A 13,177-nucleotide genomic window follows, 5' to 3' on the forward strand; every position below is an offset into this window, starting at 1 on the left:
GGTTTTAGCAAAAACAGGATCTTAATTGGCCTCATTTGGAAAACATTTCTATTGAAGTGATCGTAAAGAGGATGTTATTATATGAAAGTTCCCTTTTGAGGCGGTCAAAAATATTAATTTTTTATTGACACTGATAAGGAAAAAGTGATATATTATTTTTTATCACTTTTTGAAAAATACTATTTAAAAGCTTTTTATTAGTATTAATCTTTTAAAAATGGAAGTATTTTTTAATTGATAAATTAATAGAAATGCGATACGATAGATTTTGTCGCTTCTTTAATAAGCGAATTTGTTCTTTGAAAACTAAACAAACAAAGACGTGTAAAACAAACAATAACTAATAGCTTCAATTATTGAAGCTAAGCCAACGTAACAAATGAGCGAATCAACTTTCTTGGAGAGTTTGATCCTGGCTCAGGACGAACGCTGGCGGCGTGCCTAATACATGCAAGTCGAGCGAATCTGCAGGAGCTTGCTCCTGTTGGTTAGCGGCGGACGGGTGAGTAACACGTGGGCAACCTGCCTGTAAGACTGGGATAACACCGGGAAACCGGTGCTAATACCGGATAATCCTTTTCCTTTCATGAGGAAAAGCTGAAAGTCGGTTTCGGCTGACACTTACAGATGGGCCCGCGGCGCATTAGCTAGTTGGTGAGGTAACGGCTCACCAAGGCGACGATGCGTAGCCGACCTGAGAGGGTGATCGGCCACACTGGGACTGAGACACGGCCCAGACTCCTACGGGAGGCAGCAGTAGGGAATCTTCCACAATGGACGAAAGTCTGATGGAGCAACGCCGCGTGAGCGATGAAGGCCTTCGGGTCGTAAAGCTCTGTTGTTAGGGAAGAACAAGTACCGGAGTAACTGCCGGTACCTTGACGGTACCTAACCAGAAAGCCACGGCTAACTACGTGCCAGCAGCCGCGGTAATACGTAGGTGGCAAGCGTTGTCCGGAATTATTGGGCGTAAAGCGCGCGCAGGCGGTCCTTTAAGTCTGATGTGAAAGCCCACGGCTCAACCGTGGAGGGTCATTGGAAACTGGGGGACTTGAGTGCAGAAGAGGAAAGCGGAATTCCACGTGTAGCGGTGAAATGCGTAGAGATGTGGAGGAACACCAGTGGCGAAGGCGGCTTTCTGGTCTGTAACTGACGCTGAGGCGCGAAAGCGTGGGGAGCAAACAGGATTAGATACCCTGGTAGTCCACGCCGTAAACGATGAGTGCTAAGTGTTAGGGGGTTTCCGCCCCTTAGTGCTGCAGCTAACGCATTAAGCACTCCGCCTGGGGAGTACGGCCGCAAGGCTGAAACTCAAAGGAATTGACGGGGGCCCGCACAAGCGGTGGAGCATGTGGTTTAATTCGAAGCAACGCGAAGAACCTTACCAGGTCTTGACATCCTCTGACACTCCTAGAGATAGGTTTTTCCCCTTCGGGGGACAGAGTGACAGGTGGTGCATGGTTGTCGTCAGCTCGTGTCGTGAGATGTTGGGTTAAGTCCCGCAACGAGCGCAACCCTTGATCTTAGTTGCCAGCATTCAGTTGGGCACTCTAAGGTGACTGCCGGTGACAAACCGGAGGAAGGTGGGGATGACGTCAAATCATCATGCCCCTTATGACCTGGGCTACACACGTGCTACAATGGATGGTACAAAGGGCTGCAAGACCGCGAGGTTTAGCCAATCCCATAAAACCATTCTCAGTTCGGATTGCAGGCTGCAACTCGCCTGCATGAAGCCGGAATCGCTAGTAATCGCGGATCAGCATGCCGCGGTGAATACGTTCCCGGGCCTTGTACACACCGCCCGTCACACCACGAGAGTTTGTAACACCCGAAGTCGGTGGGGTAACCGCAAGGAGCCAGCCGCCTAAGGTGGGACAGATGATTGGGGTGAAGTCGTAACAAGGTAGCCGTATCGGAAGGTGCGGCTGGATCACCTCCTTTCTAAGGATAAAGCTGGACCTGTGAGCCAGACAAAACAGTTTGTTTGATACACGTATTTTGTTTGTTTAGTTTTGAGAGTGCAAATACTCGCAAAGTTTGCTCCTGCGCCATAGCGTATTCAATGAAGTATTAGTTGAGCGCATCCGCAAGGCAACTTGAAGAAAAACTAAGCAGCATAACCATGATGTTTATTCGTGGATGTAGCCTTGTTTAGTTTTGAGAGTACAATTCTCTCAAAGCTTTTTTTTAATCGTTCTTTGAAAACTAGATAATCGTAATGAAGAAGTCAATGTAAGAACCGAGTCAATGCCATTTTAGTTTTCTCTCTTATATAAGTAAGAGAATAACCTTTTAGGTTAAGTTAGAAAGGGCGCACGGTGAATGCCTTGGCACTAGGAGCCGATGAAGGACGGGACTAACACCGATATGCTTCGGGGAGCTGTAAGTAAGCTTTGATCCGGAGATTTCCGAATGGGGGAACCCACTGTTCGTAATGGAACAGTATCTTTACCTGAATACATAGGGTATAGAAGGCATACCCGGGGAACTGAAACATCTAAGTACCCGGAGGAAGAGAAAGCAAACGCGATTCCCTGAGTAGCGGCGAGCGAAACGGGACATAGCCCAAACCAAGAGGCTTGCCTCTTGGGGTTGTAGGACACTCAACATGGAGTTACAAAGGAACGGGGTAGATGAAGCGATCTGGAAAGGTCCGTCATAGAAGGTAAAAACCCTGTAGTCGAAACTTCGTTCCCTCCTGAGTGGATCCTGAGTACGGCCGGACACGAGAAATCCGGTCGGAAGCAGGGAGGACCATCTCCCAAGGCTAAATACTCCCTAGTGACCGATAGTGAACCAGTACCGTGAGGGAAAGGTGAAAAGCACCCCGGAAGGGGAGTGAAATAGTTCCTGAAACCGTGTGCCTACAAGTAGTTAGAGCCCGTTAATGGGTGATAGCGTGCCTTTTGTAGAATGAACCGGCGAGTTACGATCCCATGCAAGGTTAAGTTGAAGAGACGGAGCCGCAGCGAAAGCGAGTCTGAATAGGGCGTATGAGTATGTGGTCGTAGACCCGAAACCAGGTGATCTACCCATGTCCAGGGTGAAGTCCAGGTAACACTGGATGGAGGCCCGAACCCACGCACGTTGAAAAGTGCGGGGATGAGGTGTGGGTAGCGGAGAAATTCCAATCGAACTTGGAGATAGCTGGTTCTCTCCGAAATAGCTTTAGGGCTAGCCTCACGTAGTAAGAGTCTTGGAGGTAGAGCACTGTTTGGACTAGGGGCCCTCATCGGGTTACCGAATTCAGACAAACTCCGAATGCCAAAGACTTATCCGTGGGAGTCAGACTGCGAGTGATAAGATCCGTAGTCAAAAGGGAAACAGCCCAGACCACCAGCTAAGGTCCCAAAGTATACGTTAAGTGGAAAAGGATGTGGAGTTGTTTAGACAACCAGGATGTTGGCTTAGAAGCAGCCACCATTTAAAGAGTGCGTAATAGCTCACTGGTCGAATGACTCTGCGCCGAAAATGTACCGGGGCTAAACGTATCACCGAAGCTGTGGATTGACATCTTAGATGTCAGTGGTAGGAGAGCGTTCTAAGGGCGTCGAAGCTAGACCGTAAGGACTGGTGGAGCGCTTAGAAGTGAGAATGCCGGTATGAGTAGCGAAAGATGAGTGAGAATCTCATCCACCGAATGCCTAAGGTTTCCTGAGGAAGGCTCGTCCGCTCAGGGTTAGTCGGGACCTAAGCCGAGGCCGAAAGGCGTAGGCGATGGACAACAGGTTGATATTCCTGTACCACCTCTTTATCGTTTGAGCAATGGGGGGACGCAGGAGGATAGGGTAAGCGCGCTGTTGGATATGCGCGTCTAAGCAGTTAGGCTGAGAAGTAGGCAAATCCGCTTCTCGCGAAGGCTGAGCTGTGATAGCGAGGGAAATTTAGTACCGAAGTTCCTGATTCCACACTGCCAAGAAAAGCCTCTAGCGAGATAAAAGGTGCCCGTACCGCAAACCGACACAGGTAGGCGAGGAGAGAATCCTAAGGTGAGCGAGAGAACTCTCGTTAAGGAACTCGGCAAAATGACCCCGTAACTTCGGGAGAAGGGGTGCTTTTTGAGGTGAATAGCCTCGAAGAGCCGCAGTGAATAGGCCCAGGCGACTGTTTAGCAAAAACACAGGTCTCTGCGAAGCCGCAAGGCGAAGTATAGGGGCTGACGCCTGCCCGGTGCTGGAAGGTTAAGAGGAGGGGTTAGCTCACGCGAAGCTCTGAATCGAAGCCCCAGTAAACGGCGGCCGTAACTATAACGGTCCTAAGGTAGCGAAATTCCTTGTCGGGTAAGTTCCGACCCGCACGAAAGGCGTAACGATCTGGGCACTGTCTCAACGAGAGACTCGGTGAAATTATAGTACCTGTGAAGATGCAGGTTACCCGCGACAGGACGGAAAGACCCCGTGGAGCTTTACTGTAGCCTGATATTGAATTTTGGTACAGCTTGTACAGGATAGGTAGGAGCCTGAGATACGTGAGCGCTAGCTTGCGTGGAGGCGTCGGTGGGATACTACCCTGGCTGTATTGAAATTCTAACCCGCACCCCTGATCGGGGTGGGAGACAGTGTCAGGTGGGCAGTTTGACTGGGGCGGTCGCCTCCTAAAGAGTAACGGAGGCGCCCAAAGGTTCCCTCAGAATGGTTGGAAATCATTCGCAGAGTGTAAAGGCACAAGGGAGCTTGACTGCGAGACCTACAAGTCGAGCAGGGACGAAAGTCGGGCTTAGTGATCCGGTGGTTCCGCATGGAAGGGCCATCGCTCAACGGATAAAAGCTACCCCGGGGATAACAGGCTTATCTCCCCCAAGAGTCCACATCGACGGGGAGGTTTGGCACCTCGATGTCGGCTCATCGCATCCTGGGGCTGTAGTCGGTCCCAAGGGTTGGGCTGTTCGCCCATTAAAGCGGTACGCGAGCTGGGTTCAGAACGTCGTGAGACAGTTCGGTCCCTATCCGTCGTGGGCGCAGGAAATTTGAGAGGAGCTGTCCTTAGTACGAGAGGACCGGGATGGACGCACCGCTGGTGTACCAGTTGTTCTGCCAAGGGCATCGCTGGGTAGCTATGTGCGGACGGGATAAGTGCTGAAAGCATCTAAGCATGAAGCCCCCCTCAAGATGAGATTTCCCATAGCGCAAGCTAGTAAGAACCCTGAAAGATCATCAGGTTGATAGGTCAGAGGTGGAAGCGTGGTAACATGTGGAGCTGACTGATACTAATCGTTCGAGGACTTAACCAATACGAAAAGTGGAGGCGACTGTTCAACTTCGACAGACGTTGGAGAGCTGGCACTGCAAATCCTGGTTTTGGATTTGGAGGGACAGATCGAAACGGCCGAGAAGTTAGGAGCCGCAGCTGGACAATTTTAAGGCATACTCAGTTTTACAAACTTCTTCTGCATTATCTAGTTTTGAGGGAATGATACCTCAAAAAACAAGTCTGGCAGCAATGGCGAGAAGGTCACACCCGTTCCCATACCGAACACGGAAGTTAAGCTTCTCAGCGCCGATGGTAGTTGGGACACGCGTCCCTGTGAGAGTAGGACGTTGCCAGGCAAATTGAAGACAACCTGAAAAGGTTGTCTTTTTTTGTGTTCGAGATAATAACTGGGGGGGTTCACATAATATACACTCGAACTCTCTATAGAGACAGAATTATTTGATAATATGAAAAGAGTATATTAACCTCAAACATGTTGCAAAATACCAATAATGAAAATTTAGGAGTTGGCATGTTTGGGAAAAAAGGGGACTCAAATTCCGGTTAAGGAAAAGTTTGGGGATAATATAGAATACTTAATAAAAGAATTACGAATCGGAAAAAGCTTTGATGTGATTCACCGGCCGTTGGAATACGGAGGACTCCGGTTCGGGATGTTTTTAATAGATGGGTTCGCTTCAGCTAATCTCTTACTTTTAATTATGAAGGAGATCGAGAAACGGAAACCAGAGGATTTTGGAAATAGTCCAATTGACAAGCTTTTTAAAACCTTTATTCCTCATGTAGAGGTGAATACATCAGATGATTTAGAGGAAGTTATAGCCCAAATTCTTGCAGGACAAACTGCAGTAGTAGTAGAAGGCGGTAAACAAGTAATCCTGATTGATTCACGTGAATATCCAATCCGTTCTCCTCAGGAACCAGATATTGAACGTGTTGTACGGGGACCCCGTGATGGCTTTGTTGAAACGATTGTATTTAACTTAGCTTTAATTCGCAGGCGTGTACGGGATCGATCCCTTGTAATGGAATACGTCCAAGTAGGAAAGCGATCTAAAACAGATATTGCATTAGTATACATAGATAGCATTGCTGACCCGGATAATGTAAAAATGTTAAGAAATGAACTTGAAAAAATATCCATAGATGGGATTCCAATGGCGGAAAAAACGATTGAAGAATTTGTATTTGGCCGAAATTATAATCCATATCCATTAGTTCGATACACAGAAAGATCAGATACAAGTGCCGTTCATTTAATGGAAGGCCATGTATTAATAGTGGTGGATGGGTCACCAAGTGTAATGATTTGTCCAGCAACCTATTGGCATCACTTGCAGCATGCTGAGGAATATCGTCAAAAGCCGGTAATTGGGATTTTTTTACGATGGGCACGATTTATCGCTGTGTTATCCTCCTTATTTCTCATACCACTTTGGTACACTTATGCGACCAATGAACAATTACTCTCAGATCGATGGAAGTTTATCGGTGTAGAAGATCAAGGGGAGATTGGTTTAATCTGGCAATTTATCATTGCTGAAGTCGGAATTGAAATTTTGCGAATGGCAGCTATACATACTCCCAATGCCCTTGCAACTGCGTTAGGTATCGTTTCTGCAATAATCATTGGAGATGTAGCTGTAGAGGTAGGGATTTTTACTCATGAGGTCGTCCTATATGTGGCAGTTGCTGCCATTGGAACGTTTGCCACACCAAGTTATGAGTTAAGCCTTGCCAATCGGCTTTTTCGGGTTTTCTTTTTAATCATGGTTGCTTTATTTAAAGTTCCAGGGTTAATCATAGGAATCACGTTATGGATCATGCTCCTTGTTGTAACAAAGAGCATGAATACACCATTTTTGTATCCGTTTATTCCATTTAATCCACGAGATTTTCGGATAATGCTCTCTCGGACGCCAATTCCGCTTAATAATACAAGGGCTGCAATCCTAAGGCCACAAGATAAAACAAGGCAATAAAAATAAAGTCTATCAAATTTGATAGACTTTTGAGCTGTTTCAGAATTAATTACTGATATTAAATTAGTTTAAACCCACTAATCAAAATCATCACTGCCATAATAGTTCTTAGAGGTTTTGCTGGTAATTTAGAGGATAAGGTGCTTCCTAATATGACACCAGGGATCGACCCCATTAAAAGGTTAAACACTAATAGATAATCAACATTGCCGATTCCTGCGTGCATAATCCCTGCAGCGGAGACTAATAAAAAGGCATGTGCGATATCGGTTCCGACCAATTCTGGAGTTCTCAATCTGTACAAGTAAATCATAGCTAAAGCAAACAATGAACCAGATCCAATCGATGTCAAGCCTACAATAAAACCTAATATAGCACCAATAAGAATGGTTAAGCCCCTTTTTTCATGGATCGGCTTCTTTTGAAAATGATTCCATTCTAATTTATTTTTCATAAATGTTTTAAACAAGGTAGTCAATGCTACCAATATTAAAACGTAACCCAAAGCATGTTTAATCACCACTTCTTGGTTATGAAAAAAAGTATCAAATAAATGGAGAATTCCTACTGCACAGATCGCACTTGGAATACTCCCAATCGCTAGATACTTTACTAACTTGAAATTTATCGTCTTCTGCCTCCAATGTTGAATTGAACCAAAAAGTTTGGTTATGGAGTTATAAACAAGATCTGTACCTACTGCAATTGAAGGGCTGATACCTAATAAAATTAAAATTGGAGTCAACAAAGCGGCCCCTCCAACACCTGTTAATCCGACCATAAAGCCGATTAAAAGACCCATTACAATAATCCCCATGCTCATTACACGCACACCCCGAATATCTAATCTAATGTTGATTTATAACATTAAAATATGAAGGAGTTAGATACCTGTGACATGAATGGTATGCCCAAAAAAAAGTGGACCCAGCTTGGAGTCCACCTGAATCATTATTCTTTTTCTTCTTCATTCAAATTTATTTTTTTACATCCGACATATAAACAAGAGAAAATATCTAATCCAGGCCGAGCCTTAGCTAATCCTTTTATATAAGGTGTGACTAAATCCTTAAAATCCGCTCCGACTTCTATCTCTTCTAAAATTCCATAAACATAAAGCTTTTTTTCATCAAATAGAAGAGCCACGTTTCCTATTGCTTTGTTATTTCCATCCACCACATTTAATACCTGAAACTGCGGTGTGATTACCTCAGGAGAAAAATAAATTTGCAATGACATCTACTCCTTTTTATCTAGCCCCATTGTCAAGTAAACTCTCCTAACCGGACCTTTTTCAATTTTATGTGAAGGATAATTTTTCAAACAATGAATCACTTTCTTCTGAAGGCTCCTTTTTAGCAACATGTATGAGAATCATGGAAAGCAATCCACATAACAATGTTAAACCTGCTGTAGATAAGAACATCCCTGAACGGGACCATTCCATTAATGCCCCAAAAATAGGTGGACCAATGGCAACACCTAAAAATCTAACGGATCCATATAGGGAGGTAACGAATCCACGCCGGTCTGCCGGTACGGAACCAGTAATAAAGCTATTAATACAAGGAAGAACGAGACCAGTTCCAATACTGCTTATGACTAAGACAGCAAAAAATGGAAGTAAATTTGTAAAGAAGACCAATGATGCAAAGGAAGCAGTCATTAATAAACAGCCGATGACAATTAATCTTTTCATTACTTTCATTTTTTTTCCGATATTACTGCCTGTAAAATAGGAGGTTGTTGTCATAAATAAAAGGGGGATCGCTAAAATTGCACCTTTTAGTAAACCATCAATCTGATGATCTTTCTCGAGAATATCGGATATATAAAACAAAATCCCAAATAGTGTAAAAAGGCAGGAGGCACCTGTGAAATATGCTGCAAATAACCAGCGTCCTTCTGTTTTAAAAACTGATACAAGACCCTTCACATATTTTCCCAAAGGAGGAGGTTCTTTTTCTGCCTTTTTTTCCTTGATAAAAAAGATGGTGAAGAGTACAGACATCGCACAAAAAATCGGGAAGGCAAAAAATGCAGCATACCAAAACAGAAGTGCTAGAAGCGAACCGATAATTGGGCTTATAACCTTTCCGAATCCATTCGATGCTTCCACTAAGCCTAAAACCTTACTTTGTTCGCCACCCTTAAATAAATCGCCTGCCAATGCCATGGCAATTGGAGCCGTACCAGCAGCACCAATCCCTTGTAAAACTCTCCCGGCAAGTATCCATGTATACGGATTGGAGAACCAGGCTGCTGCAGCACCAGCTAAAAGACCCCCGCTGCCATACACGATAAGAGCAGGGATAATAATTGCTTTTCGTGAAAAACGGTCAGATAAATATCCTAAAACAGGTATAGATATTGCCGCTGCAATCGAAAATACTGAGATAATTAAGCTAGTCTGAAATTGAGTAATATTTAGTTCTGATTTCATTTTTGGAAGAATTGGGATTAACATTGAGTTTCCTAACACCAAAATAAGTGGGATTGAACCGATTGCAGTAATCGTCAAGCCTTTATGCTTTTGCTTTGGCAATGAATGTACACCCCTAACTGTAACTGTGAAATTAAGCCCTATTATTGTTTGGAATGAGACAAGAGTTTATACAATGACAATTGCCTATTTCCTAGGGGATAAAGCCCATTATATACACATTCACCCATTTTTTGAATAATCTATCCTAGAAAAATAGAGGAGGCGCATTCCCTATGAGTTTTTTAACCATTCCCGAAAGGACTTCAGGAATTAGATCATACGGTCTAACATCTGTGATCGATACGGGAACCCCCATGGGAGAATTAAAGAATATCTTAGCTGATTATGGCAGCTTTATTGATATAGCTAAGATCGGGATTGGTTCAGCTTATGTAACGCCAAACATAAAGGAAAAGGTTCGGCTTTACAAGGAATATCATATTAGGACTTATTGTGGGGGTACATTATTTGAAAAATGCTTTTACCAAAAAAAAATTCCTGAATATTTATCCTTTTTACAGGATTTAGGGATTGAATGGCTCGAAATATCTAATGGGACACTAGATATCCCAATAAATGAACGCCTCCGTTTAATTTCACAATTAAAAAATGACTTTCATGTAATCGCAGAAGTTGGTTCCAAGGATCCTAATCAAGAAATGTCTATCTGTGGATGGAAAGAAGAGATAATGCTCTTCTTAGAAGCAGGTTGTGAATATGTGATTACAGAAGGCAGGGATTCTGGAACTTCAGGTATTTATGAAAAATGCGGTGATATTAAATCTGATTTAATTCAAGAGTTGGTCAGAGGTATTGACAGCAAAAAAATCATCTTTGAAGCACCATCGGCAAAACATCAAATGTATTTTATTAAAGAAATTGGACCGAATGTCAATTTAGGAAATGTGAAAATACGAGATGTACTAATATTAGAAGCGCAACGCTGTGGTCTAAGAAGTGAAACATTTTTTTTGGAGGGAAATGAATGCAAATAACGCTAATCAGACATCTTCCCACAGAATGGAATAAAAAAACCTGGCTGCAAGGCAGGAGAGATATAGAACTATCCCCATTAACAGATGAATTATATTTAGGAATAGCAGAGAATAAGCAGCGGCTGAAAAAATTAGCACCATTTGAACTTGTTTTGGCCAGCACCCTAAAACGAACTCATCAAACAGCTCAGCTATATGGCCACGCATGCCAAACAGAGGGTTTATTAGATGAATTAGATTTTGGTCCATTTGAAGGGCGTCCAAAGGAAGAACTTTTCGAGAAATATCGTGAGCTTTGGATTAATAACCCAAAAGATCTTGTGTTAGGAGAAAGTATTAAGAATTTAGAAGAAAGGGTTGTTTTGTTTATCGAAAAATATAAGAAGTTGTCCAATATTTTAGTGTTCGGCCATGGATCGTGGATTAGGGCAATGATTTCTTATTCGCAGTTTGGCGATGTTAATCACATGAATAAAATAATTGTCGAAAACAATGCCTGTATTACACTAGCAATGAATTCCAATCTTCGAGGATAGAAAGTCGAGGTGACCTTAATTGTCTGATCTGTTGACGTATGAAAATTGGGATGAAAAAAAGGTAGGTACCCTTTTGGACCATCCTCGCGATTTTCTAGATATTTTAAAATGGGCATACCAAAATTATGGAGAGAGAATTGTCTATTCGTGCAGCTTTGGCGCAGAGGGAATTGTCTTAATCGATTTAATTCATAAAGTAAATAAAAATGCGAAAATTATTTCCCTCGATACCGGCCTCCACTTTCCAGAAACTTATCAATTAATTGAGGAAGTCAGGAACAGGTACCCATCGCTGCAAATCGAGCTTATTAAACCTAGGATATCGTTGGATGAACAAACCAAATGGTATGGAGACGAATTGTGGCAGAGTAACCCCAATCTGTGCTGTCATTTAAGAAAGGTGGTTCCTCTAAAGGAAGCATTACAGGATGTTGAAGCATGGATCTCAGGTCTAAGGCGAGATCAATCCACCATAAGGAGTAACACTCAATATATAAATAAGGATGAAAAGTTTAAGAAAATAAAGATTTGTCCCCTTATTCACTGGTCATGGGAAGACATTATGACTTATATCCATCTAAATCATTTACCCTACAATCCCTTACACGATAAAGGGTACCCAAGTATTGGCTGTGCTCCCTGTACAAAGCCTGTCGCAGATTCAAGAGACTCTCGTTCCGGACGGTGGGCTGGTCAATCGAAAACTGAATGCGGACTCCATGAGGCATAAATAGGCCAAAAAGGCAAATTTAAGAGGTTAGGGAGGGAGTAAAATGAGTGAAAGTGTCCCCCATGGGGGTGAATTGGTAAATAGGATTAACCTAAATACTCCAATTGATTACACTCGTAACTATATAGAATTAGGTAATTTAGAATTAAGTGATTTAGAGTTAATTGCAAATGGAGCCTATAGTCCGCTAACTGGGTTTATGGGTCTATCTGACTATAATTCAGTAGTTAGTAATATGAGGCTGATCAATGGACTGCCGTGGTCGTTACCGATTACATTATCTATCAACAAAGATAAAGCGAAGGAACTTAAAACCGGTGAGATGATTAATCTAATCCATAATGGCACTGTGTATGGTGTAATGGAGGTGAAGGAATTATTTATCCCTGATAAAAAGTTTGAAGCTGAGATGGTATACAGAACAACCGATATTCATCACCCAGGGGTTAAAAGGCTGTTAGAACGACCGGAGATCTATCTCGGAGGTCCCATTACCCTGATAAAAAGACCTGAGAAAAGTAAGTTTGAAAGCTATTATTTGGACCCCATCCAAACAAGGAAGCAGTTTAGGAGATTCGGTTGGAATACGGTAGTTGGTTTCCAAACTCGAAATCCCGTGCACCGGGCCCATGAATATATACAAAAAACAGCATTAGAGACTGTCGATGGGCTTTTCTTAAATCCGTTGATGGGTGAGACCAAATCGGATGATATTCCTGGTGAAATCCGTATGAAAAGCTATCAAGTCTTAATAGAAAATTATTACCCGAAAGATCGGGTGTTCCTTTCTGTTTTTCCTGCCGCGATGAGATATGCTGGGCCTAGGGAAGCAATCTTTCATGCCATCGTCCGGAAAAATTTTGGGTGTACTCATTTTATAGTAGGGAGAGATCATGCCGGAGTCGGAAACTATTATGGAACATATGATGCCCAAAAAATATTTAGTCACTTCACTGACGAAGAACTCGGCATTAAACCGCTCTTTTTTGAACATAGCTTTTATTGTAAAAAATGTGAAAACATGGCCTCTGAAAAAACATGCCCACATGATTCAAAGCAACATGTAATTTTATCAGGTACAAAAGTTAGAGGTATGTTAAAAAACGGGGAACAGCCGCCAAAGGAATTTAGCCGGCCAGAAGTGGTTGAAATTCTAATCCAAGGAATGAAAGAAGCCTACTTAGATGAAACCCGCCGTTTGGAGACCCCTTAAAGCGAACCATTTGTAGAAAATA

At 43.1% G+C, this 13,177-nt stretch carries 8 protein-coding genes and 3 rRNA genes; 8 read left to right on the forward strand and 3 right to left on the reverse strand.

Translation table 11 applies throughout. From position 1 onward, the window contains the following. Positions 1-394: 394 nt before the first annotated feature. The 4 genes from QF028_RS09895 to QF028_RS09910 all read left to right on the forward strand — a co-directional run bounded on the left by QF028_RS09895 (position 395) and on the right by QF028_RS09910 (position 7,196). Positions 395-1,944, forward strand: a 16S ribosomal RNA gene (locus tag QF028_RS09895). Positions 1,945-2,298: 354 nt separating this feature from the next. Continuing rightward, positions 2,299-5,233, forward strand: a 23S ribosomal RNA gene (locus QF028_RS09900). Positions 5,234-5,432: 199 nt separating this feature from the next. Beyond that, positions 5,433-5,549: ribosomal RNA gene (gene rrf / locus QF028_RS09905) — 5S ribosomal RNA — on the forward strand. The 16S, 23S and 5S rRNA genes sit together here, the layout of an rRNA operon. Positions 5,550-5,729: 180 nt before the next feature. Further along, on the forward strand, positions 5,730-7,196 hold the full coding sequence (locus QF028_RS09910) for a spore germination protein (RefSeq protein WP_429465053.1): 1,467 nt from the start codon (positions 5,730-5,732) through the stop codon (positions 7,194-7,196). 58 nt (positions 7,197-7,254) lie between these two features. Here the strand turns inward: QF028_RS09910 and QF028_RS09915 are convergent, their stop codons facing one another. From QF028_RS09915 to QF028_RS09925, 3 genes are all read right to left on the reverse strand, one after another. After that, positions 7,255-8,019: a sulfite exporter TauE/SafE family protein gene (locus QF028_RS09915; protein WP_429465054.1), complete on the reverse strand. Its 765-nt coding sequence runs from the start codon at positions 8,017-8,019 to the stop codon at positions 7,255-7,257. A 128-nt stretch (positions 8,020-8,147) separates the two neighbouring features. Beyond that, positions 8,148-8,435, reverse strand: coding sequence for a hypothetical protein (locus tag QF028_RS09920; RefSeq protein WP_429465055.1), 288 nt, complete (start codon positions 8,433-8,435; stop codon positions 8,148-8,150). A gap of 61 nt (positions 8,436-8,496) precedes the next feature. Continuing rightward, the gene (locus tag QF028_RS09925; protein ID WP_215005752.1) at positions 8,497-9,741 is read right to left on the reverse strand and encodes an MFS transporter; all 1,245 of its coding nucleotides are present in this window, start codon (positions 9,739-9,741) and stop codon (positions 8,497-8,499) included. A 173-nt stretch (positions 9,742-9,914) separates the two neighbouring features. On the opposite strand from QF028_RS09925, the gene QF028_RS09930 reads away from it, so the two are divergent. From QF028_RS09930 to sat, 4 genes are read left to right on the forward strand one after another with little or no spacing between them, the layout of a single operon-like run. After that, entirely contained in the window at positions 9,915-10,676 is a 762-nt protein-coding gene (locus QF028_RS09930; RefSeq protein WP_429465056.1) for a phosphosulfolactate synthase, read from the forward strand. After that, positions 10,667-11,212: a histidine phosphatase family protein gene (locus tag QF028_RS09935; RefSeq protein ID WP_410889798.1), complete on the forward strand. Its 546-nt coding sequence runs from the start codon at positions 10,667-10,669 to the stop codon at positions 11,210-11,212. Before QF028_RS09930 ends, QF028_RS09935 begins: the two co-directional genes overlap by 10 nt. A gap of 28 nt (positions 11,213-11,240) precedes the next feature. Then, positions 11,241-11,942, forward strand: a complete 702-nt coding sequence (locus QF028_RS09940) for a phosphoadenylyl-sulfate reductase (protein ID WP_429472259.1) — start codon at positions 11,241-11,243, stop codon at positions 11,940-11,942. Between the two features lie 43 nt (positions 11,943-11,985). After that, on the forward strand, positions 11,986-13,155 hold the full coding sequence (gene sat, locus QF028_RS09945; RefSeq protein WP_429465057.1) for a sulfate adenylyltransferase: 1,170 nt from the start codon (positions 11,986-11,988) through the stop codon (positions 13,153-13,155). Positions 13,156-13,177: the final 22 nt, after the last annotated feature.

Source organism: Neobacillus sp. B4I6, from assembly GCF_050434045.1.
In the GTDB taxonomy this organism is placed as follows: domain Bacteria; phylum Bacillota; class Bacilli; order Bacillales; family Cytobacillaceae; genus Neobacillus.

Excerpts from the sequence above, each read along its gene's own strand:
- QF028_RS09920 (WP_429465055.1), bottom strand. The coding sequence starts at position 8,435 with ATGTCATTGCAAATTTATTTTTCTCCTGAGGTAATCACACCGCAGTTT.
- QF028_RS09930 (WP_429465056.1), top strand. The coding sequence starts at position 9,915 with ATGAGTTTTTTAACCATTCCCGAAAGGACTTCAGGAATTAGATCATAC.
- QF028_RS09915 (WP_429465054.1), bottom strand. The coding sequence starts at position 8,019 with ATGAGCATGGGGATTATTGTAATGGGTCTTTTAATCGGCTTTATGGTC.
- QF028_RS09935 (WP_410889798.1), top strand. The coding sequence starts at position 10,667 with ATGCAAATAACGCTAATCAGACATCTTCCCACAGAATGGAATAAAAAA.
- sat (WP_429465057.1), top strand. The coding sequence starts at position 11,986 with ATGAGTGAAAGTGTCCCCCATGGGGGTGAATTGGTAAATAGGATTAAC.